At 33.3% G+C, this 22,483-nt stretch carries 19 protein-coding genes, 1 tRNA gene and 1 pseudogene; 7 read left to right on the top strand and 14 right to left on the bottom strand.

Going from position 1 to position 22,483, the window contains the following annotated elements; translation table 11 throughout:
- Position 1 precedes the first annotated feature (1 nt).
- The 7 genes from yajC to AAHN03_RS04505 all read right to left on the bottom strand — a co-directional run bounded on the left by yajC (position 2) and on the right by AAHN03_RS04505 (position 7,478).
- Positions 2-406, bottom strand: coding sequence for a preprotein translocase subunit YajC (yajC, locus tag AAHN03_RS04535; RefSeq protein ID WP_342278272.1), 405 nt, complete (start codon positions 404-406; stop codon positions 2-4).
- Positions 407-543: 137 nt separating this feature from the next.
- Positions 544-1,986 carry a Ppx/GppA family phosphatase gene (locus tag AAHN03_RS04530; RefSeq protein WP_342278271.1) on the bottom strand — a complete coding sequence of 481 codons (1,443 nt, stop codon included), beginning with the start codon at positions 1,984-1,986 and terminating at the stop codon, positions 544-546.
- A 30-nt stretch (positions 1,987-2,016) separates the two neighbouring features.
- Complete coding sequence (locus tag AAHN03_RS04525) at positions 2,017-3,786, bottom strand: type IV secretory system conjugative DNA transfer family protein (protein ID WP_342279183.1); 1,770 nt, start codon at positions 3,784-3,786, stop codon at positions 2,017-2,019.
- A gap of 2 nt (positions 3,787-3,788) precedes the next feature.
- Positions 3,789-4,781 carry a P-type DNA transfer ATPase VirB11 gene (virB11, locus tag AAHN03_RS04520; protein WP_342278270.1) on the bottom strand — a complete coding sequence of 331 codons (993 nt, stop codon included), beginning with the start codon at positions 4,779-4,781 and terminating at the stop codon, positions 3,789-3,791.
- Positions 4,778-6,250, bottom strand: a complete 1,473-nt coding sequence (locus AAHN03_RS04515) for a TrbI/VirB10 family protein (protein WP_342278269.1) — start codon at positions 6,248-6,250, stop codon at positions 4,778-4,780. The genes virB11 and AAHN03_RS04515 overlap by 4 nt, the downstream gene beginning before the upstream one ends.
- 69 nt (positions 6,251-6,319) lie before the next feature.
- Positions 6,320-6,772 (bottom strand): TrbG/VirB9 family P-type conjugative transfer protein, encoded by a 453-nt coding sequence (locus AAHN03_RS04510; protein ID WP_341751373.1) that lies wholly within the window; start codon positions 6,770-6,772, stop codon positions 6,320-6,322.
- The gene (locus AAHN03_RS04505; RefSeq protein ID WP_341763040.1) at positions 6,759-7,478 is read right to left on the bottom strand and encodes a virB8 family protein; all 720 of its coding nucleotides are present in this window, start codon (positions 7,476-7,478) and stop codon (positions 6,759-6,761) included. The genes AAHN03_RS04510 and AAHN03_RS04505 overlap by 14 nt, the downstream gene beginning before the upstream one ends.
- Before the next feature lie 386 nt (positions 7,479-7,864).
- Between AAHN03_RS04505 and AAHN03_RS04500 the strand changes: the two genes are divergently transcribed.
- Both AAHN03_RS04500 and AAHN03_RS04495 read left to right on the top strand, forming a co-directional pair.
- Positions 7,865-8,026: a hypothetical protein gene (locus AAHN03_RS04500; RefSeq protein ID WP_341761148.1), complete on the top strand. Its 162-nt coding sequence runs from the start codon at positions 7,865-7,867 to the stop codon at positions 8,024-8,026.
- Between the two features lie 145 nt (positions 8,027-8,171).
- Positions 8,172-9,233, top strand: coding sequence for an IS110 family transposase (locus AAHN03_RS04495; protein ID WP_342278268.1), 1,062 nt, complete (start codon positions 8,172-8,174; stop codon positions 9,231-9,233).
- 702 nt (positions 9,234-9,935) lie between these two features.
- Here the strand turns inward: AAHN03_RS04495 and mlaD are convergent.
- The 4 genes from mlaD to AAHN03_RS04475 form a co-directional block, all read right to left on the bottom strand.
- Entirely contained in the window at positions 9,936-10,391 is a 456-nt protein-coding gene (gene mlaD, locus AAHN03_RS04490) for an outer membrane lipid asymmetry maintenance protein MlaD (protein WP_341763041.1), read from the bottom strand.
- A complete protein-coding gene (locus tag AAHN03_RS04485) occupies positions 10,391-10,732 on the bottom strand; it encodes a complex I NDUFA12 subunit family protein (protein WP_342278267.1) in 342 nt (113 codons plus the stop codon). Before AAHN03_RS04485 ends, mlaD begins: the two co-directional genes overlap by 1 nt.
- Positions 10,720-11,328, bottom strand: coding sequence for a ribonuclease HI (locus tag AAHN03_RS04480; RefSeq protein WP_342278266.1), 609 nt, complete (start codon positions 11,326-11,328; stop codon positions 10,720-10,722). The genes AAHN03_RS04485 and AAHN03_RS04480 overlap by 13 nt, the downstream gene beginning before the upstream one ends.
- A 66-nt stretch (positions 11,329-11,394) precedes the next feature.
- Positions 11,395-11,901 (bottom strand): DNA-3-methyladenine glycosylase, encoded by a 507-nt coding sequence (locus tag AAHN03_RS04475; RefSeq protein WP_342278265.1) that lies wholly within the window; start codon positions 11,899-11,901, stop codon positions 11,395-11,397.
- Positions 11,902-12,048: 147 nt separating this feature from the next.
- Between AAHN03_RS04475 and AAHN03_RS04470 the strand changes: the two genes are divergently transcribed.
- The 3 genes from AAHN03_RS04470 to AAHN03_RS04460 all read left to right on the top strand — a co-directional run bounded on the left by AAHN03_RS04470 (position 12,049) and on the right by AAHN03_RS04460 (position 13,529).
- The gene (locus AAHN03_RS04470; RefSeq protein WP_341748342.1) at positions 12,049-12,252 is read left to right on the top strand and encodes a hypothetical protein; all 204 of its coding nucleotides are present in this window, start codon (positions 12,049-12,051) and stop codon (positions 12,250-12,252) included.
- 80 nt (positions 12,253-12,332) lie between these two features.
- A tRNA-Ala gene (locus tag AAHN03_RS04465) sits at positions 12,333-12,407 on the top strand.
- 138 nt (positions 12,408-12,545) lie between these two features.
- A complete protein-coding gene (locus AAHN03_RS04460) occupies positions 12,546-13,529 on the top strand; it encodes a hypothetical protein (protein ID WP_342278264.1) in 984 nt (327 codons plus the stop codon).
- 331 nt (positions 13,530-13,860) lie between these two features.
- On the opposite strand, the gene AAHN03_RS04455 is transcribed toward AAHN03_RS04460, so the two are convergent.
- Complete coding sequence (locus tag AAHN03_RS04455) at positions 13,861-14,922, bottom strand: IS110 family transposase (RefSeq protein WP_342278263.1); 1,062 nt, start codon at positions 14,920-14,922, stop codon at positions 13,861-13,863.
- A gap of 99 nt (positions 14,923-15,021) precedes the next feature.
- Entirely contained in the window at positions 15,022-16,614 is a 1,593-nt protein-coding gene (locus AAHN03_RS04450; protein WP_342278210.1) for an IS1634 family transposase, read from the bottom strand.
- 133 nt (positions 16,615-16,747) lie between these two features.
- Here AAHN03_RS04450 and AAHN03_RS04445 point away from each other — a divergent pair.
- Together AAHN03_RS04445 and cydB are read left to right on the top strand one after the other, a co-directional pair.
- Positions 16,748-18,010, top strand: a pseudogene (locus AAHN03_RS04445) (cytochrome ubiquinol oxidase subunit I); the annotation flags it as partial.
- Between the two features lie 295 nt (positions 18,011-18,305).
- Positions 18,306-19,325 carry a cytochrome d ubiquinol oxidase subunit II gene (cydB, locus tag AAHN03_RS04440; RefSeq protein WP_342278262.1) on the top strand — a complete coding sequence of 340 codons (1,020 nt, stop codon included), beginning with the start codon at positions 18,306-18,308 and terminating at the stop codon, positions 19,323-19,325.
- A 142-nt stretch (positions 19,326-19,467) separates the two neighbouring features.
- On the opposite strand, the gene AAHN03_RS04435 is transcribed toward cydB, so the two are convergent.
- Entirely contained in the window at positions 19,468-22,476 is a 3,009-nt protein-coding gene (locus AAHN03_RS04435; RefSeq protein WP_342278261.1) for an efflux RND transporter permease subunit, read from the bottom strand.
- Positions 22,477-22,483 lie beyond the last annotated feature (7 nt).

Raw genomic sequence — 22,483 nt, 5'->3', positions numbered from 1 at the left:
CTTATTTCCCTTTATCTTTTTTACCTTTGGCAGTAACTTCTGTTTTGTGACGACTTGTAATATCAAGTATTGAAGATTTCAGAATTTTGATTCGTATATTTTCAGCTATTTCAAGATCTACCGTGTTGTCAGCATCGTTAATCTTACTTACCACTCCGAAGATTCCACTATTAGTTACCACCTCTTCTCCTTTCTTAACGCTACCAACTACAGCCTCTTTCTCACGACGACGTTTATCTTGTGGTCTAATTAGAAAAAAATAGAATACAACGAAGATTAATACCATCGGTACAAGGCTTGTTAATATTGATTGAGTAGATGATGGTTCAGCTACTGGAGCTACTTCTTCAGTTTCTGTTATTGATATTGTATCGTTGTTATCTGCGTAGGCATTTTCTATAAACATATATATCTCCTGACGTATTATGTAAAAGTAGTTGTATTAATTTATTGTATACTCTTCTGCTTTGAAGAATTGTTTTTTGACAATGAGGGACTCGCGTACTCTAAAAAAGCTTGTACACTTGCAATATAAGACTGTTATCATTTTATTTCAATAAATATTTTTCGGGCGAAACCTATAGCTTTCAGACGTTCGCACACTTTTTCAAACACCGCTTTTGGTAAAATATTTAGTGTAGAAATTTCAATATATCTATTATCTTTTAACTCAAGAGAAAAAGATGGTGACTGAAATCTTGGTCCATCAATTTCCCTAGCAATTTTTATAAAATTACCTATTATATGACTGTTACAATAATCGTATGAATTAATCATTCTTTTTGCTAATCTATTAATATATGTATCACTTCTTGTTGTATAGGTAAGTGCAAGAGCAATACTCAGCATCAACCTTTGACGATGACTAAAAGGAATATCTGAAGCTAAAATAAATTCAACAATAAAATTAGAGCGAAGAGTTTTATCGATATTTTTATTATATTGTGCAAGCATTATGACCAAAGTAATTATACTAATTGTTGTTGTATCTGGTTGAATTAAGATAGGCTTAATGACTTCTGTATAATTTTTGATATTATAAGTAGTTTCATCAAAATTTACTAATGTCTTGATTCTTTCATAAATAATATCTTTCTCCTGTTCTTCTTTAGGGAGACAAGCAAATCTAACACCTTCTTTTAAACCATAATTTGAAATTATTACCTTTTCAGGTAAAAAGACATTCAGCATAGATTTTGCCACCAAAATTGCGTTAGAATGAATTCTTGATTTATATTGTGTTCTCATACTATGAGCATGAGCCAATTTTTCGAGATATAGTTCAAATTCTCTACGATTTATTTCAAGGTTATGTAAGTTCTTAAGAGGATAATGAACAAACTCCATGTAAGAAAGTCCAATTAGCCTTAAAGCTCCTCCTATTAAGTATAAGTTTGGACAATGATACCCTTGTTGACATTGTTGTATACCCGAATGATTTGAGTATAGCTCTCCAAACTCTTTGTTGATCATTTGGCTAATTATATTAATATCGTCAAAATGATTATTAGTGATTAAGCTAGTGCCTAAAGGTAGAGACTTTAAGATTCCCACTTTTTTGTCTTTGATTTGGGCAAGTTCAAGGCTACCTCCACCTAGGTCTGCTGCTATGCCACAAGCATCATTGATACCAGAAATTAATCCAGCAGCTGTAAGATAGGCCTCGCGATTACCAGAAATAATTTCAATATTAATATTAAATTTTCTTTTAACTATTTCTCTAAATTCTTCAGCTCTTGGATGCCCTCTAAGTACAGCAGTAGCAACGCATTTAACATCTGTTACTGATAACCTATCAAAAATATGTACAAAATATTGTAGTGACAGATATACTTGATGCTTTACTTCTAGGTCATCTAGATTAAGTAAATTGATAATATCACTTTTAAATTTATCATTGAAAATTTCTGGAGCTCCAAGTCTATCACATTCATAAACTACAGCTCTTATGGCATTATAGCCAATATCAATAATGGCTGAACGCATAGAGTTTTATCTTATTTCTTACTTAAAAAATTAATCTTCTTTAGTAGTAGAATCTGTATTGTCTTGTTCCTCATCTACATTATTTTTATTAGGATCATAAGGTTTTTGAGTTGGAACAAATGTAGGCGGTAATAACCTATTTGTAAAGAACTTATCCTCATAATACTTAATTTTTAAAGATTTAATAGGTGGAAAAGATTCAATTAAAACGATTTGTTCATCTTTTGGTAATTGAATTACTTCTTGAGGTAAAAGCAGAGCCCTGGAAACTTGTGATACATTCTGCGTTCTTGTTGAAATATTAAGATCAAAAAATAGTGGTTTACTATAAGATCGTTGTTCAACTGTTTTATTACCCACTAGCTGTGATATCAGGTTAGCTGTTTCATAGTTATTAGCTGCAAAAGTAATACGATATGTAGCATTTGACAAGAACGAGTTCATTCCAGCATCCTCATAAGTTCCTTTGAGCTGTTGAGTATCTTGTATAATCAAGAATAGGCGAACTCTATATCCCCTGAAGAATGCGATACCAGCCTTAAATGTATCCATTTTGCCTAAAGTAGGGAATTCATCAAGCAGGAACATAACCCCATAAGGTTCTTCTTTTAAATCAGGCATTTTGCGGCTTAAAAATTCCGTAGCTTGTTGGTAAAAAACCTGCATCAATTTTTGTAAACGCTGTATATTATCAGGAGTTAAACCAACATAAACTGTTGTTTTAATCTTCTTAAACTCAAGTATATTAAAGTCAGATGATGCAGTAGCTGAGTCGATTAGCGGGTTTGCCCATAATTCTAAAGAAGAGTTCATTGTAGAGATAACACCTGAACGCTCTTTATCTGCTTTTTGTAGAAATGCAGCAATATTCATATAGGCCACAGGATGTATTACCTTGCCTAAAGTATCTAGAACTACTGCCAAGTTGTACACCACGTCATCACTACGCATTGTCCTGACCACTTCGCCAAAGGATTTAGTTTTTGTCGGATCAGCAATTAAGTATAGTACCACACCAAGAAATAAACTGCGTGCTTCATTATTCCAAAAATCTTTTTCAGGCATAATCAGATTTGAGATTTTTTGTACGTCATCCACCATTTGACCTAGTTTGGTACTTACCCAGTCTATAGGATTGTAACAATGAGTTATCCCATCAGGATTGGAAGGTTCCCAAACAAATACTCGTTGTCCTTGTTTCTGTCGCCAGCCACTTGTAAGACCATGATTTTCTAGCTTAATGTCATGTACTATAATAGAGTGTTCCCAAAATAATAAATTAGGAATTACAAATCCTACACCCTTACCTGAACCGGTTGGGGCAAAAAGCAAAGCGTGCTGAAATCCATCAGCAACAAAATATCCTCCGCTATTGGTGCCAAGCAACATACCATGCTTTGAACGTAGACCGGCTTTATCTACATCAGCTTCAGTAGCCCAACTAGCATCTCCATAAACTTTTTCCGGTTGAATAAAAAATTGTAAATTCTTTATTCTTTTAAAATTTTTCCAGTAAAATATGATAACTGTAATTGTCGGTATAGTAAGGGATAATATTAACTTAACTTTTAAGTAGTTATATGCTTGAAAAGTTAATTGCGACCATACACTAATTAGCCAATAAGTCCACTTATAAGCTATATCTATGGCTGTTAAGTCAACATTTATAGCTCTAATCTCGTTAGTAGTAAATGCAACTAGCACTCCACTAATCCATATCGTACAAAATACTACCAAAGGGTGTATTATAAAATGACCTAAGAGGTTACGGATAATGTTTACTATTTTCTCCAATCCCATCATTAGTCTTGCCTATTCTTACTATAGTATATTTCTGAGACATATCTCTTCCCACCACTACCACGTTTTAATTGTATCACAATATCGACGACCGCTAATATATATTTTTTCACTTCTTCTGGTGGCATGCCTAAACTAGCTTGCATAACCATTAGCTTAAGTTGTTCTATAGCCATTGCTGGTGCATCAGCATGTAAAGTAGATATAGAGCCAGGATGGCCTGTATTAATTGCTCGTAAGAAACTAAATGCCTCAGCTCCTCTAAGTTCACCTACAATAATTCTGTCAGGTCTTAGACGTAAACATGCTTCAATCAAATCCTGAGTAGTAACTTTTGCACGACCTTGCCCCCCTTTTGAAGCAAGGAGATGTAATTTATTAGGGTGATTTGCTAAGATTACCTCCCTAGCATCTTCAACAGTAATTAATCGCTCGCTATTTGGAATTTCTGCTAAAGCAGCGTTAGTAAAGGTTGTTTTACCAGTTGATGTACCACCACTAATAATAATATTTTTTTTAGAAATTACAGCATGTCGAATAAATTCTTTTATTTTATTTTCTTTTAAATAATTATTTAAGATTTTTGCATTCTCGTCAATTAATTCTCCAGTAGATGTTGAATCAAAAGCTCCCAGCTTGGCATATTGATCTAGTGTAAGGTTCATTGTACTACCTTTCCTGATAGCATATCCGACATGACCTGGTTCACAAGCAGGAGGAAATACTATTTGGATACGATAGCCATTTGGTAGGGATGCAGAGAGTAAAGGTTTCTCCTCAGAAATTGTCTGATCAGTTGACTGAGCTACAAGCCTACCAAGCGATATAAGATGTTCAAAATCAAGTTCAGGTACTGATTTACAAAACAAATCTCCTTTCTTCTCAACCCATACTTCTCCTAGTTTATTTACCATGATCTCATTGACACCATCTTCTGCGAACAGTTCTTTAAATGGTAATAGAAAAGTCTCTAATGCAGCAAAATTATCACTCATTTTATCAATCTTGATTTTCTCAGTACAGATTGAGGAAATTTATAATCTTTATTGACATAAATTTTAATTACCGTACCTTGATCTATGGTAATAGTTGGTCTAAATTCATGTTGCTGAATCATACATTTCATAGTATCACTGATATCAGTAAAAGCTTTTTTTGAAGCTGTTTGTGCTTGGGTTGGAGTGCTAGCAGTTGCAGTGCTAGTTAGCAAACTAGCTGCTGCATTAGTTACTGCAGTCATTAATGCAACAATCCTTTGACCAGGCTGTGATCCAGTTGGATTTTGTGCAGTATTGCAAGCCTGCATCATGGAAATATAGGCTGCTGAGGTCTTGTCGGGAATGGCGTTCATGACACTAAAACATATCTGTGAAATTTTAACATCCTCAGTACCAGGACCATTATTAATACTTTGTGCTAAACTTTGTATATTAGCAGCAACAGCAGCATTAGCGGCAGCAGCTTGTGAATTAACTGGGGGAGCTACCACTTTGTCAAGGGCATTGGCAAGTCCAATATTAAATGCCGATAATAATACAGCATTGGTTAATCGTTCTTTATATTTATTATCTACTCTTCCTTGCTCACCTTTCCTTCCAAGATTATCAACAGCTATAGCATCTAAGGTAATGGTATAACCGTTTGATAGATCAATACGATTCCATATTATTGCAATTCGACCATACGCTCCATCAATACCAGTTGTATAAGCACCAAAAATCTTTGATCCTTTAGGAATTAAAATAATCTTTTCCCTTTCAGAAAATACATCTCTGCTAATTATTGCCCTTACTTCCCCACCTAAGTCAGTATTAATAGCAGTCTCTAGTACCGCTTCAATTATCTTACCACGACCAAGAACAAATGCCATATCTCCACGATCTTGAAAATTTGCTTCTTCGGCAATTTGACTTGGTGTTTTTTTCTCTGGAACTCCTGCAATTAATACTATAGAAGATTTTCTCTTTGCTTCACGGCGTTTCTTTTCCTCGTCACTTTCAGCTATTCCTCCAGGAAGGGGTGATGATACAACGGAAGGAAGAGAAGCTTTATCAGCACTTTTGTCAGCATTATTATTATCTACTGAAGTAGTAGGTAAAGGAAGCTTTGGCACATCAGCAACTTTAGGGGGAGGAGGTGGTGGAGGTGGTGGAGGCTCCACAGGTGTTTCGAGTTTAGGTGCTTCTGGTAATTTTGGAATCTCTGGTAGATTTTTAGAATTATCTTGTGTCGGTTTAGTAATATCAGTAGGTGCTGATGGAGCTACCACCTCAGCTGGTTTATTATCAGCAATAAAAAGTTTAAAAAAAATAAATATAAAGACAGCAGAAATGACAAGTAGAATCAGAATGCTTTGCTTAGGATTAGTGGCAACTTTTGATAGCTCATTTTGAACTTCTGGTATGTCTTGTTCCTCTGCACTCTGTGTACTGATTTGAGAAGAGGTATTATTTTGCTTTGCCATAGTAAATTAATATCATTATTACGCGAATTTGGAATAAGAATTAATTAATTCTTATCCCGAATTGAGGTATTATTGTGAAGTACTAAACCTTTTTTTAGGATAATAAAACCTAACTACATATACCAAGTCTTTTTCACGACCTTCTTCCAATTCTTTGGATACAACATCGAATTGGTAAGTCCTTTTATTAGTTATGATAGTCATATTTGTTCTAATGTTTTTTTCCAATGGCTTAATGAATAATCTATTTGCCAACGGGGTCATTTTCCAAGCATAGGATTCTCCTAGAACAATATTTTGTATCTCCTCATTTTTGGCAAATTCTATACTTGACTGAAAACCAAAATGCAGAACTAATAAATAAACTTCATTAGGATTATGTATATAAGTTTTAATTCTGTTATCAGTAGTTATGGCTAGATCATCTACATCATTATCTATATGCATATTACCTGCACAAGCGTTGGCAATAACCGAATGTAATAATATTGCCGCTACGAAAAGAAGTCTAGCTATTATCATCATCTACCCTATAATCATTAACTTGAAAACCTACTGGGTTAATATCTCGATCTGCATCTGTTAATTCCATTGGAATATATGCGTAACTTACCACAGCTATTTTATTGAAAACCGTTTTATTGCCTGTTGTTTCATTAATAGAGAACCTAACCATATATTTATTTTTTTCTACTCCTGACCAAGATTTAATTACCAAAAAAGTTGTGTTGTTTTGACCATATATTAAAACTGGATTTACATCTTTATTTTGTATATATCCTAGATAGTTATAATATACTGGACTTGAAGATAATAATCTAACGCTTTTCCTTGCTTCAGTATCAAAATCAACAGGATTATATGTTTCTCTAGCTATGAGGTATTTTTTAATAAAATACCTTGAAAGTGCCTCGTCACCGTTTAGTATCTCCGAAGATATTGGATTTACAATCGTTGCCATCCCCGTACTATCATCAATTTGGATAACAAAAGGGCTAAACTCTCTTGAATTTACCACTATAGTTACCGCTGCTATAGATGCCATTATAAGTATTATTAGTAATATAGATAATACCAACAAGATATTACGTTGTACAATTAACCTATCAGATCTTTCCTCATACCAATTCCTAGTAGCTTTAACAAAGTTGTTAGACTGAACGCTTTGATCCTCTACTGCATCAGAAGGTGATTTTAGTATATTTAATATATTAGCTAACTTAAACATTGTACATCCCCACTACTTGTAAAACCTAAGACAAGTTAGTGAATAAATTAATTCAAACATTATAATCATAACTTATTTCATAACAAAAACATTGACAATATAATTCATCAATTCTCAATATTTTTGCAGTATACACTAATTTCGAGCTACACTAATAGGTTATTTGTCATAATTCAAAAATATTACTTAAAAATGCATTCTTAAAGCGGTTTTGCGAATGCATTTTAAAGCTTTCTAAAACTAAAAGCATGATTTTAATCTTTTAAAATCATGTATTAAAATCATGTTTTTAGCAAAATGGATTGCCATGCTCACATACGTTCGCTCGCTAATAGACATATACGTCTATAAAACGTCTATTAGCGACTCATCTTCGAGACAAAAAAGTGCTTAAAACGTCTAAAGAATCAGGTTTGCAGTGGTTTTGGCATGAAGTTTGTAGTCATGTAAACATCACTTTTCTACTTGACATACTAAAAATTAGTCAACATAATGCTTCTTATGTGTATTACCATTGTTTTGTTTCAAATAAAAACTCTTGTCATTAAAGTACACTTTTATCAGTATTTCTTTATTATAAAATTCCACAGGTGAAAAAATAATGGTATGGACCTCCTGATATACAGAATGAAAAGCAGTTGCTAATCTTCTAAAGTTAATATTAAATATTAAAATAACAATCAGGAGGCTAAGATGGAAGTTACCACAATTGGTATAGATATTGCAAAAAGAATTTTCCAAATTCATGGTGTAGATAAAAATGGTAAGACGGTATTAAAGAAAAAATTAATGAGAGATCAAGTTTTAACATTTATGGCTAATTTACCAAAATGTTTGGTAGGGATGGAAGCTTGCGGCGGAGCTAGTTACTGGGCAAGAGAAATAACTAAATTGGGGCATACAGTAAAACTAATGGCAGCACAATTTGTCAAACCGTATGTTAAAACTAATAAAAATGATCAAGCTGATGCAGAAGCTATATGTGAAGCGGTAACAAGACCAAATATGAGGTTTGTACCAATTAGAACTGTAGAACAACAAGATATTTTATCAATTCATCGAGTAAGAGAGAGATTGGTAAAAAATCGTACTGCCCTTGCTAATGAAATTAGGGGTCTACTACATGAATTTGGTTTTATTATTCCTCAAGGGATCAATAAGGTTATGACAAAATTAACCGAGATTTCAGATGAAGGAAATTTAAGCCAGCTGGGTTATCAAACATTTAGTGAACTGAAAGAGGAATTTTTGGATAATGACAAAAAAATAAAAGAGATAGAAAAAAGATTAAAAATAATAGCTAGCAACTTAACTCAATATCAACGATTAACAGCTATACCTGGTCTTGGTTTAATTACTGCTACTGCTTTAATAGCATCAATAGGTAATGCTACAAGTTTTGAGAATGGTAGGCAATTATCGGCATGGTTTGGATTAGTGCCAAGGCAGTATTCCAGTGGAGGGAAAGATAAGTTGCTTGGAATTAGCAAGCGAGGTGATGTTTACTTGCGTACTCTATTGATCCAAGGAGCTAGAGCTGTACTAAATGCCAAGATAAGATTTACATCGGAAGAACAAAAATCTAAAAAAGATTTTAGCAAATTTACGCAGTGGATGTTTAATTTATCTGAGCGAAATGGACATAATAAAACAGTAGTTGCTGTAGCTAATAAACTGGCAAGAGTGGTGTTTGCAGTACTAAGGTCAGGGGATGATTATGTAGAGAGTAAAGTTTGTAGCACAAAGCTATTATAATTAACATAAAATAAAATAAATAGTGGTTTATTAATTAATAGGTAAACAAAGAATATGTAAGAGATTCCAACCCGGAATATGCGTGAGATAATAATATTGATGGTAAATAAGACAAACCTTAGCTTACAAAGAAACTGATGACTACAATGGCTCTTTGAAGCCGATAAAATGATAAGTATATAGTAAATTTGTAAGCCAGCGAATTCCATCAGGGCTGTAGGATAAATTACACATAATTTATTAACTATAAGCCGGATACATGTATGCATTTGCATTTTTGCTATTAGATGTTATTTTTTTCTTGCATTTTACAGGAGGTTCATACATGTAGTCAGTAACGAGAATTTAATTCTACACTCCACTCGTCGCATAATACTCACGTTCTATAGCATAATTTCTGCTCATATTTATCTCGAAGATGAGTAGCGAGGAGACCGTAGGTTCACAACTGTTGAAAGTTAGTAAATACAGCTTCCCTATACGTCTATTAGCGAGGAGGCTGTAAGGCCGACGAAGCAATCCAGTAACATCATTTATCTATAGATTGTTTCCTAGATTGCTTCGCTTACGCTCGCTAATAGACGCTGTGGTATAGGTATTTGTAAACTTTCAACAGTTGTGACCGTAGGTCGACGAAGCAATCTATAATTTCACCGAATTAGGGATAAGAATTGACAAATTCTTATCCCTAATTCGCGTAGATTACTTACGGCCACTACCAAAGGAATAAATTAATTTACCTATTAAGGATTCAATATTAACTGCTGACTGGGTGTATTTTATCTGATCACCTCCAGCCAAATTTTCTTCAGATGAACCGGGAGTTACGGATATGTATCTACTACCAAGTATTCCACTTGTGACTATTGCTATACTAGTGTCTTTAGGTAACTTTATATCATTATTGATGCTAAGGGTTAATAAAGCAAAAAAGCTAGTTTTATCTAGAGTTATGTTAGTTACTGATCCGATTTTTATACCAGCTAACATCACGCTACTGCCTTGAACTATCCCTTCCGCATTCTGAAAATTTGCCTTAACTATATACCCAGATTCAACTTTTGATGAGTTACCAATTTTATAAGCAAAAACAAAAAAGGCTAAAGCAACTAGTATTACTATAAAGCCAACTAAAGTTTCTATAACATTCTGTTTCATTATTTTGATTTATCTAAAGGTTTCCAGCTACTATATTTAGCTTCAGTTGTACTATTTCTTATTAGGTTATGAGATAAGCTAGTGCCAGTGATATTAGGGAGATAATTTTGTTGCCAGTCAAATTTATTATTGTTATTTGGTACTTCATTAGTCATATAATGCAACCAAGCATGCCACATAGGAGGAACTTTCGATGCTTCCACTTTACCTTTATAAACCACTTGTCTTCTAGCTTGACCTAAATAATTCTGCTTTTTACTTTGATAATATTTGTTACCAAATTGATCTTTTCCAATTTCCTTAGAGAAAATAGATATAAAAAAATTATCTATGAATGACATTTAAGTATTTTTATAGCAGTTTCTTTTCCTTGCACAGCTAGCCTATCAGCCATTTCATTACCTTCATTATTATTGTGACCTTTAACCCAATTCCAAATAATATAGTGTTTACTTAACTCTTCGTACAATTTTTTCCATAAATCAACATTCTTGACGGGATCATTGTTGTTTTTATGCCAGTTATTTTTTATCCATGTGTTAATCCACTGTGTTATTCCAAGCTGTAAATACTTACTATCTGTGTAAAGTTCTACATAGCATGATTTTTTAAGAACTTTTAATGCTTCAATTACTGCTGTCATTTCCATGCGATTATTAGTGGTATATAGTTCATGACCAAATATACTCTTCTGCTTTAAAGAAAAGCTATCATGAAACTTCGTAGAGTTCTCACATATATCTAACTCGTTTAACTTTTTTTTGTTATACCAATTTTTTAAAGCATTTGGGTCTAGCTCTACACTATCTCCATGAAACTGTAATAATGCCCCCCAGCCACTTGGTCCAGGATTACCTGAACAAGCTCCATCAGTGTATATGGTAACCTTAGGCAAAGTAGCTTGACTCTTTGAAATATTTGGGTCTTGTAGATTCATTATAATTTAACCTGAGTTCGATGTAAAACATTGTCCACCCCTACGTCTTCGATGGCACACACCAAATTATACCTCTAAATAACGCCAAAGTCTGTCTGTACCTTTGCTAATACCAATTCTAGGAGTACTAATAAATTTAGGAGTACTACCTACATCAATAATACAAAAAGACTTATTACTAGTTACATCTTGACCATTTTGGGTTTTATTAATTCCAAGAGTACGACATAATTTACCAGGTCCATCAAGTAAAACTTGTAAAGGACTATATTGATACACCCCCCTAATTAATACAGCAGCTGGAAATCCCTGTTTTTCTGTTACTATATTTAAACAATAATACATACCATAAATCAAATATACATATGCATAACCTGCAGAACCATACATAATCTTTGTACGGGGCGTTATACCCTTTGCTGCATGACAAGCAGGATCATCTTCTCCAACATAAGCTTCTGTTTCAATAATTCGTGCTTCTATATTACCAAAGCACAAAACCTTTCCAAGTAACTCTTGTGAGACAATAAGCGTATCTCTTTCATAAAATGTTTTTGGAAGTATTTTAAACATCTTAGTGGTTTAATAAAATATGATATAATTGTATTGATGCACTATAATTCACTATTACATCATTTCACAGCTTTTTCTTGACAAAAGGTAAGATATTTTGTACTTAGGTTTGTATATTATAGAAAAATATTTGAGATTATTACATATATGTCAAAAGCTAAAACAGCGTCTAAAAATAACCCAACCTCTAGAGAACAGGCAAAGGAGTATTTTCATAATGGACAAAAAATTAGACCTGTAAAACTTATATCCGGTAAATCTTCTTTTTTGGCAGCAGAATATGATGTATCAGGAGATTTGGTACTTGGATCTGATGGCAAGGCATTACCTTGGGACAGAACAAAAATTTAGCCTAAATATTAAGTTTTCAAACAAGTTTGTTGACCTTACATGTAAAAAGGTATATAAGCTACCTATCATTAATATGGTTTGGGGATGTAGCTCAGGGGTAGAGCATCTGCCTTGCACGCAGAGGGTCGGGGGTTCGATTCCCTTCGTCTCCACCAATACTTATGCCACTTCCAAGGTTTTCTAACTTTTGCTAAAAATTCCATATGTAATTCATATGTAACTTCTCAGACAAATTTCCTGAAATTTGACCTACAAAATAGTCTATTTTTAACCGTTTTTCACGGGGAGGAAATATGACAGAATCGTTAATTTTTTCCGACAACTTAATTGAAAATCCTGACACTATTTTCTATAATATAGTCGGTAATTTTGTCCCACCTGAATGGAGAAGCCTTACCAATAATTGTGGTAAACAATTAAGTAAAACTTCTCGTCAACTTTTATCGTTGATAGTTTCTTGCACGAAAACTGATAGCTATAACAATACACAAGAATTACAAGAAGGCTATCATTTTTTCGAGAAAGAGCTAGGAGTTTGTCAAAGACGGGTTAAACAATGTCTAATAGAATTACAAACAAGTGGGTTCATTTATCACACTTTGATTACTACGGTCAAACATAACCTAAAATGCCGTAATATTTTATCTATCAAACTTCTTAAGAAATTTATAAATTTTCGTAAAGCTAATGATACTTCTTATCACGTTAATCGTACAAATATTCAATCTAGCCATCAAAAAATTTCAGCTCAACCTGAAAAAAATTACCACCCAACTGTAAAAAATTTTCAAAAAAACGCATCTATCTATAATATATCTATAATATCTAGATATTGTGGGCAAGTCTGTGGACAAACCGTGTCAGAGCCTGAATCAACTGAGGAACAAAACATTAATTTTCCGCTTGAGGTAACGGCAAAAAGAGGTGAACAAAGTTTGTCAGAAGTTGAGTCAACTACGGAGCAAAGCTTTGATTCATCGCCGGAGATAACGGTAAGTTCAGGTAAAAAAAGTTTACCAAAGCTTGAGTCAACTGAAGAAAAAAGTTTTAATTTACCTATGGAGACAACGGTAAACTCAGTAAATGAAACGTTACCCTGCAATTCCTCTGAGGCAGCTCCAACTGATGACGAGTCAGACTGCAATTCAGATTCCGATTCAACAGGGGAATCTTCAGGAAATAGCGACTTATCTTCGAGATGGATAGGATTAAAATTGTGCCATAAAACGAGGTTAGTATACGGCGTGTGGGACAGAAAATTAAATTTTTGTTACTGACTACATGTATGAATCTCCTGTAAAATGCAAGAAAAAAATAACATCTAATAGCAAAAATGCAAATGCATACATGTATCCGGCTTATAGTTAATAAATTATGTGTAATTTATCCTACAGCCCTGATGGAATTCGCTGGCTTACAAATTTACTATATACTTATCATTTTATCGGCTTCAAAGAGCCATTGTAGTCATCAGTTTCTTTGTAAGCTAAGGTTTGTCTTATTTACCATCAATATTATTATCTCACGCATATTCCGGGTTGGAATCTCTTACATATTCTTTGTTTACCTATTAATTAATAAACCACTATTTATTTTATTTTATGTTAATTATAATAGCTCTGTGCTACAAACTTTACTCTCTACATAATCATCCCCTGACCTTAGTACTGCAAACACCACTCTTGCCAGTTTATTAGCTACAGCAACTACTGTTTTATTATGTCCATTTCGCTCAGATAAATTAAACATCCACTGCGTAAATTTGCTAAAATCTTTTTTAGATTTTTGTTCTTCCAATGTAAATCTTATCTTGGCATTTAGTACAGCTCTAGCTCCTTGGATCAATAGAGTACGCAAGTAAACATCACCTCGCTTGCTAATTCCAAGCAACTTATCTTTCCCTCCACTGGAATGCTGCCTTGGCACTAATCCAAACCATGCCGATAATTGCCTACCATTCTCAAAACTTGTAGCATTACCTATTGATGCTATTAAAGCAGTAGCAGTAATTAAACCAAGACCAGGTATAGCTGTTAATCGTTGATATTGAGTTAAGTTGCTAGCTATTATTTTTAATCTTTTTTCTATCTCTTTTATTTTTTTGTCATTATCCAAAAATTCCTCTTTCAGTTCACTAAATGTTTGATAACCCAGCTGGCTTAAATTTCCTTCATCTAAAATCTCGGTTAATTTTGTCATAACCTTATTGATCCCTTGAGGAATAATAAAACCAAATTCATGTAGTAGACCCCTAATTTCATTAGCAAGGGCAGTACGATTTTTTACCAATCTCTCTCTTACTCGATGAATTGATAAAATATCTTGTTGTTCTACAGTTCTAATTGGTACAAACCTCATATTTGGTCTTGTTACCGCTTCACATATAGCTTCTGCATCAGCTTGATCATTTTTATTAGTTTTAACATACGGTTTGACAAATTGTGCTGCCATTAGTTTTACTGTATGCCCCAATTTAGTTATTTCTCTTGCCCAGTAACTAGCTCCGCCGCAAGCTTCCATCCCTACCAAACATTTTGGTAAATTAGCCATAAATGTTAAAACTTGATCTCTCATTAATTTTTTCTTTAATACCGTCTTACCATTTTTATCTACACCATGAATTTGGAAAATTCTTTTTGCAATATCTATACCAATTGTGGTAACTTCCATCTTAGCCTCCTGATTGTTATTTTAATATTTAATATTAACTTTAGAAGATTAGCAACTGCTTTTCATTCTGTATATCAGGAGATCCATACCATTATTTTATCATTTTGCAGATTTTGTCATTTGGGGCATCGTTAAATCAAATAAATTGAATAAATTTTGTTGAAACTCGCTTAATTTTGGTAATCTTGCAACTTTGCAACCCTTGATTGTGTAATATAAAAAACATACTTTATCCAGCTCTCTTAATGCTTCCTCAATGGTCACATTATATTTACCATCCTTGGTTACGCCACAACCTTGTTTCAACTTATTTTTCATATAGTGCCATATTTTTAATGCCAACATGCAAACAAATACATGTCCCTTCGTTCTGTTGCTTTTCCTTAAAAAGATCGGTCTTACCTCGAGTAATCCTGTCTTCATACTGCTAAAATTCAATTCTACTTCATGTAAATTATGGTAAGCTTTATCAACCAATTCTTTACTCATCAGTTTAATTTCAATCTGTGTTTCAATCGCATAACAACCATCAAGAGCAAACAACTCTTTTTTCTTATCTTGATCAATTTCAACCACTATTTGGTTGCCGTCTAATTTTAGGTTGATAAATTTATCTATCCGCCATTCTTTGGCAATTTTTTGAATATTATTTAAACCAAGTTCTAGCTTTGCTTTCTTATGGGTTGATACATATATATTACGCTCTTCAATCTTTGCAACCAATTTTTCAACTCGGTTATTCCTATCAAACTCAACTTTTCGGGCTATAGAACCATTCTTCCTTAAAATATATCTTTTGCCATTATTGGTTACTTCGCATAGCTGTTCTTCAAAAAAACTATATTGCAAAACTCCGCTTTTCTTTAAGCTTTCAATCTCAACTTTACTTAAGGTTGTAATATAGTCCCATCCTTCTTTGCCTGTCCTCTTAATCATTCCTTTATCACCAACAAAGACTATATTCTTAATACCAAAATTAGATTTTACTAGCTCAATCTGCTCATAAATGGTAGAAGGATCAGCACTATTACCCTTAAAAACTCTAACAGCCAAAGGTTCGCCATGATCATCAGTTAATAGACCAATCACTATTTGCTTTTTACCCTTCTTTTTATCCCGATTGTACCCATATTCCGCAAGTTCATTCTCTGTTCCTTCGAAATAGCTGGAAGTGACGTCATATAAAAGCATAACAGGCGGCTTGTTATTTTTCTTTTGATAAGTTTTAAATAATTTTAATTCGATCTTTTCTTGGTTCTCTTCTAACCATTCTAGAGCCTGATATAAATGGGTTTCATCAAATGAATCGACAGATAATACATCAGATATCGCATGCGATTTCGCCCATTTCACGCTGGAAAGTCTAGACCCTTGGTGAGCAAAGCGTGCTAAAACCAAAAATAGACTCAATAAAGCTTCTTTGCTTCTAGTACCAAGAGCCTTAGTAATACCAATTTCATCAGCAATTCTTTTTAGTAGAAAAATAGTCCCAAAACTTTCACCAACCTCAGGAACACCATCTAAACCATCAAATTCACCTTTCAGCATCTTCTTAAAAGCCTCAATGCGTAAATCATCCCAGTTAGTTAAGTTAGCTAGGGTTTTATTTAATACTTTCCCGTCTTCGCGATAAGAGGTACGAAGCAATATTGCAGGACGAGAATTTCTATTTGGAACAGTTGTAATATACATGAAAGAGATTATATCTCTAAATTCCAGCATTGTCAAATAAAAAATATCATTTACATGACTACAAATCTTATAGCAAAATCCTTATAAACCTTACTTTCCTACCTCTTCAAACACTTCTCCCTCTCGAAGATAAGTTGCTAGCTGGCTTGCTGTCGTAGAAGGGTTATGGATTAAAACTGGCAATAATATTTATCAAGAAATATATAAATTTTGGATTAAGATTTTTGCTATTACTTTTGGTATGGGAGTGGTATCAGGCGTTGTTATGTCTTATCAATTTGGTACTAATTGGTCAGGTTTCTCTGATAAGGTAGGTAATGTACTTGGACCACTTTTAGGTTTTGAAGTGCTTACTGCATTCTTTTTGGAATCATCTTTCCTTGGAATTATGCTATTTGGCTGGAATAGAGTCAGTAAAAATATGCATTTCGCTGCCACTTTAATCGTGGCAGTTGGTACAATTATCTCTGCTTTTTGGATTCTTGCAGCTAATAGCTGGATGCAAACTCCTACTGGTTATGAAGTACGAGCAGATAATATTTTATACCCGGTAAGTTGGTTGAAAATTATTTTTAATCCTTCATTTCCATATCGTTTTTGTCATATGATTGTAGCAGCATATTTAACTACAGCTTTTGCAGTTGGTGGTGTTGCTGCCTGCTATCTTTTACATAAAAAATTTGTTAACCATGCTAGAATCATGTTTGGCATGGCAATGTTAATGGCAGTAGCTGTTGCCCCCATACAACTTCTTATTGGTGATCAACATGGGTTAAATACTCTAAAACATCAGCCGACAAAAGTTGCTGCTATAGAAGGTATATGGGACACAGAGAAAGGAGCAGGCCTTAGACTCTTTGGCTGGCCTTTATCAGAAGAAGAGACGACAAAATATACTATAGAAATACCAAAAGTTGCTAGCTTATTACTGACACACAGCTTAGATGGAGAAGTAAAAGGTTTAAAAGAATGGCCAAAAGAAAATCGACCTCCTGTATTAATAGTATTTTTTTCCTTCCGAGTAATGGTAGGAATCGGTATATTAATGGTAATTACTGGGGTTATTGCATTAGTGTTATACTTACGTAAAAGATTATTTGATACAAAATGGTTTCAATATTGGTGCATGTTGATGACTCCATCTAGTTTTATAGCAATATTAGCAGGTTGGTTTGTTACAGAAGTTGGTAGGCAACCTTATGTAGTATATAATATACTCAGAACATCTGAAGTATCTTCACCAGTATTAGGTCAATATATCTTTGCCTCACTAATTGCTTTTGTTATAGTGTATGCTTTTATATTTGGCGGAGGCATTTATTATATTATAACTTTAATAAAAAAAGGACCTAGTACTACAACTATAGTATATACCCCCATTCGGGATAAGAATTAGTTAATTCTTATCCCGAATGGGCTTTAATATAAGGAAAAATGCATTCTTAAAGCGGTTTTGCGAATACATTTCAAACCTTTCTAAAGCTAAAAACATGATTTTAAAAGATTAAAATCATGTTTTTAGCAAAATGGATTGCCACACTCACGTACGTTCGCTCGCAATGACATATACGCCTATAAAACGTCATTGCGAGTAGACCATAGGTCGACGAAGCAATCTATAATTTCACTGAATTTGGGATAAGAATTGACAAATTCTTATCCCGAATTAGCGTAGTAAGGATATATCAACCATGCTTAATTTTGCTCCCTATATAGATTTACCTTTGGTTTGGGGTGGAATAATTGCCACAGCAATCTTTCTTTATGTATTATTAGATGGTTTTGATCTAGGCATTGGTATATTATTCCCATTTGCTCCTACTCAAGATTGCCGCAATAAAATGATGAACTCTGTAGTACCATTTTGGGACGGTAATGAAACTTGGTTAGTTTTAGGTGGTGGGGGGTTATTTGCCGCATTCCCACTAGCTTATTCAGTTTTAATGTCAGCCTTCTATATACCAATTACCGTAATGCTTTTGGGATTAATCTTCCGCGGAGTAGCTTTTGAATTTAGATTTAAAGCCTCTCTAAAATATTGTTTCATATGGGATTACTCTTTCCATTTTGGCTCTATCATCGCTGCATTATTTCAGGGAATTATGCTAGGAGCTTTTATACAAGGAATTAAAATTGATGGCAGGATATTTGTTGGCAATGCTTTTGATTGGCTAACACCTTTTTCTATCATGACAGGTATTGCTCTAGTATTTGGTTACGCTCTTCTTGGGGCTACTTGGCTGATAATGAAGACTGACGAAAATACCCAAATATGGGCTCGTAAATCCGCATCATACGTGTTAATATATGTTATGTTATTTATGGGTTTAGTAAGTTTATGGATACCGTTTTTAAATGAGCGAATTCGTATATTTTGGTTTAGTATGCCTAATTTTATATATCTCTCATTAATCCCCGTTTTAACTATTTTTACATTATTTAGGTTACTTTCAACTCTTTATAAGAATAAAGAATTTCAGCCTTTTTGTTACTCAGTTTTACTTTTTATTCTAGGCTATTTGGGGCTTATCTTAAGTATTTGGCCTTTTATAGTACCATATCAAATATCTCTGTGGCAAGCGGCAGCGGCAGCAGAATCACAATCTCTAATGTTGGTAGGGGCGGCAACACTTTTACCAATAATATTGGGTTATACAACTTATTGTTATTATATATTCCGTGGAAAATCGACTCATCACCCTATGTATTAGTAAGTTGAGAAAAATTTTTATTTCTCAAAAATCCAAACAATGGTTTTGGTTTGTAATATTATACTTAGTGGGGTTAATATTTGTGCTATCATTATCCTGTATAATTAAAGCTATCTTTTATATATTAAACTAATAGCTTTTACTACTGCTCCCTAGCTCTTCTAACTTTCGACAGTTGATGAAAACCAACATAAAGCAAAGGTGTTACATAAAGTGTTAATATCGACCCAACAACAATCCCTGTTACCAAAACTATAGCCATTTGAAAACGACTATTGGCATAGTTGCCATTATCAAAGAAAAGTGACAACAAACCAATACTCATAGCTAAAGAAGTAATTAAAATTGCCCTGATTCTTGATGTTGCCGCTGTTACTATTGTTTTTAGAGTTCTTTGTCCCTTCTGATGCATTGCACTACATAACAACACACTATGCTTAGTCATTAATCCTGCTAGTGTGATAAGTGATATTTGCGTATATATATTTAATCCCCCTTGAGAAAAATATAAGCTTAATAATGCTACACTTAAAGCGGCTGGAATTCCCCCAACTAAAATAAACAATGATAGAATTGAGTCGTTAAAGCGTGCAAACATTAATAAATAGAGTCCAAGTACAGATAGTAAAATTAGTACTGTAAATGATGATGTTGAATCAATAAGTATTTGCGTTTGCTCACTATAGCTAATATCACTATCATTTGGTAACTTGCTGTTTAACTGATTAATAAAATGAACTGCATCCTGCAATTTAATACCATGTTTAGCAGTGGCAATTACTTCAATGGAATATTGCTCATTATAACGCATAATTTGATTAACGGTATTCACCCTATTAATATCACATATATCCTTAAGCTGAATAAGGTTTTCTCCATTTTTCTGTGTTGTAATGAACATATTTTGTATATTACTTAGTGTTTTGCCAAATTTAGGATCTGATTTAGCGATGACATCATAGCTATTATCATAGTGCTTAAAGCTCCCTATCTTCCTAGCATTAAACAGAATGTCTAACGTACTTGATATATCTTTCTGACTTAAACCATATTTAAATAACTTATCTTGATTACACCAAATTTTATAATCTTGTACAGGTGAAGCCTCAATAGCTATAACATTAGTAAATAAATCTTTTGAGTTAGTCTGTATAAAATGAACAGCCTGCCAAGCATTCTCCATGGATGATTGGTTATTGACATAAAAGCTTAACTCAACGTTACCCTTTGCTGAACCAGCATTTTTCCCTTGAGCAAATTTCACTGAAATATCTCCACCCACTGCTATTTTTGCTAGTTTAGCTTCAATGTCATGCAATGTTTGTACCGCTTTAGTTTTATCTTTTAATATCAACCAAATCGTTGAACGTGGTGATTCTTCAATGCTCAGAGTATATTTTATATTATCATTATCTTTGATTATTTTAGTAATTTTCTCCATATAGTGATGGATGTAACTTAAATTGGTATTAACCATAAAGGTGTTAGTAAGTATAAGCATATCTTTTTTTTCAAATGGCTCAATTTCTATTTTCATATTGTTAACTGCAACATATGTACCAGCCGCTACAACGATAGTCACCAAGGATAAAAATACTTTAGCATGGCGTATAATAAAAAATAAAGACTCCTGATATTTGTATGTAATTATATCCAATGTCTTATTAACAATTTGAGCAAATTTGCTTTCATGCATATTATTTGCTAGTTTTAAAAACAATATGGGTGTTAAGGTAAATGCAACGATAAAGGACATCACTAAACAAGCAATTACTGACAAAGCAAATTCCTGCAAAATTTTTCCTACTTCTCCTTTAATAAACAAAATAGGGACATATATTACTACTAGCGTAAACATCAATATTAAAACAGATAAAAAAAGACTATAAATTGCTTGCAATATACTAGTTAAAGCATCTTTATTCTTCCGATAATAATGTTCAGCATTTTCAATCACTACAATAGAGTCGTCAACCACTAACCCTATAGCCAGTACCATAGCCAACATTGTTATGGCATTGAGTGTAAAACCACATAAGTACAGCATAACAAAACAAGCTGCAAGCGAAACTGGAATTGCACAAATTGCGATAATTGAATATCGCAATGATCCCATTAGCAGTAAAACAATTACTGACACCAACAAGACCGATTCAAGCAAAGTTTTTCTTACTTCTTGAAATGCTTGTAAAATATCTTGGCTATCATCGATAATAACCTGAAAGATAAATTGGGGATTGGCTTTTTCATAATGTTCTAGGAAATGTTTTACACTCTTTGATACATCGATTGGATTTGCATCCGACTTAGCAAAAATACCTAATAAAACAATTTTATCCATGCCAAAATAAGCAAGGCTAAGGGCTTCTTTATCTGATATTGTAATGCTGGCAATATTTTTTAATTTTATAGCAACATTATTACTTTCTAAATTGATTTCACCAAAATCACTCAACTTATTAATTGCTGTATCAAAAGAAATATACTCTGTTTTATATTGATTTGATAATTTACCACCAGAGAAATCACTGTTTTGTAGTGTTAACGAAGCAAGAATACTATCTAACGGAATATAATATTTTGCAATCTTTTCAGGATCAATATCGATATTGATCACTTTTTCAGTCATACCAAAACTAGATGTATTGGCTATACCATCGACATATTTAAGCTTTTTTTTGATCAACTCAATATCATCAGCAGTAGCTGATACATTGTTCTTAGAACTCACCGCAATATACATCATTGGTAAAACAGAAAAGCTTTCAGTAGATATTATAGGCTCTTTAGCCCCCTCTGGCAGGAGAGCCTTATTTTTTAGTATCAAATCTCTAACTTGATTAATTGCTTGTTCTATAGGAACTTTTTTGGCAATGCTTAGAGTTATTTTACTCTCTCCTAACTGACTAATAGCAATAATCGACTTAAGACCATCAATATGTGAAAAAACTTCCTCAAAAGGTTTGGTAGTATATTTCTCTATCAGGTCCGGCTTTACATTCGGGTTAACGATAGAAATGTAAATATTTGAAACAGGAATGTTTGGTAAAAGTTGAATTTTCAGCTGCAAATATGAGTATATACCAAATAGCACAACCACAATATTTATCACAATAAAGAAGCTACTATGTTCCAACAATTTTTTTATCATAAAAGTT

The sequence above is a fragment of the Candidatus Tisiphia endosymbiont of Myopa tessellatipennis genome (assembly GCF_964031105.1).
Taxonomy (GTDB): domain Bacteria; phylum Pseudomonadota; class Alphaproteobacteria; order Rickettsiales; family Rickettsiaceae; genus Tisiphia.
Note: the sequence above shows the minus strand (reverse complement) of the source record. Positions and strands in the feature narration are given on the sequence as shown.

Coding starts and splice junctions, on each gene's coding strand:
- yajC (WP_342278272.1), bottom strand. CDS start 406: ATGTTTATAGAAAATGCCTACGCAGATAACAACGATACAATATCAATA.
- AAHN03_RS04530 (WP_342278271.1), bottom strand. CDS start 1,986: ATGCGTTCAGCCATTATTGATATTGGCTATAATGCCATAAGAGCTGTA.
- AAHN03_RS04525 (WP_342279183.1), bottom strand. CDS start 3,786: ATGGGATTGGAGAAAATAGTAAACATTATCCGTAACCTCTTAGGTCAT.
- virB11 (WP_342278270.1), bottom strand. CDS start 4,781: ATGAGTGATAATTTTGCTGCATTAGAGACTTTTCTATTACCATTTAAA.
- AAHN03_RS04515 (WP_342278269.1), bottom strand. CDS start 6,250: ATGGCAAAGCAAAATAATACCTCTTCTCAAATCAGTACACAGAGTGCA.
- AAHN03_RS04510 (WP_341751373.1), bottom strand. CDS start 6,772: ATGATAATAGCTAGACTTCTTTTCGTAGCGGCAATATTATTACATTCG.
- AAHN03_RS04505 (WP_341763040.1), bottom strand. CDS start 7,478: ATGTTTAAGTTAGCTAATATATTAAATATACTAAAATCACCTTCTGAT.
- AAHN03_RS04495 (WP_342278268.1), top strand. CDS start 8,172: ATGGAAGTTACCACAATTGGTATAGATATTGCAAAAAGAATTTTCCAA.
- mlaD (WP_341763041.1), bottom strand. CDS start 10,391: ATGAAACAGAATGTTATAGAAACTTTAGTTGGCTTTATAGTAATACTA.
- AAHN03_RS04485 (WP_342278267.1), bottom strand. CDS start 10,732: ATGTCATTCATAGATAATTTTTTTATATCTATTTTCTCTAAGGAAATT.
- AAHN03_RS04480 (WP_342278266.1), bottom strand. CDS start 11,328: ATGAATCTACAAGACCCAAATATTTCAAAGAGTCAAGCTACTTTGCCT.
- AAHN03_RS04475 (WP_342278265.1), bottom strand. CDS start 11,901: ATGTTTAAAATACTTCCAAAAACATTTTATGAAAGAGATACGCTTATT.
- AAHN03_RS04470 (WP_341748342.1), top strand. CDS start 12,049: ATGTCAAAAGCTAAAACAGCGTCTAAAAATAACCCAACCTCTAGAGAA.
- AAHN03_RS04460 (WP_342278264.1), top strand. CDS start 12,546: ATGACAGAATCGTTAATTTTTTCCGACAACTTAATTGAAAATCCTGAC.
- AAHN03_RS04455 (WP_342278263.1), bottom strand. CDS start 14,922: ATGGAAGTTACCACAATTGGTATAGATATTGCAAAAAGAATTTTCCAA.
- AAHN03_RS04450 (WP_342278210.1), bottom strand. CDS start 16,614: ATGTATATTACAACTGTTCCAAATAGAAATTCTCGTCCTGCAATATTG.
- cydB (WP_342278262.1), top strand. CDS start 18,306: ATGCTTAATTTTGCTCCCTATATAGATTTACCTTTGGTTTGGGGTGGA.
- AAHN03_RS04435 (WP_342278261.1), bottom strand. CDS start 22,476: ATGATAAAAAAATTGTTGGAACATAGTAGCTTCTTTATTGTGATAAAT.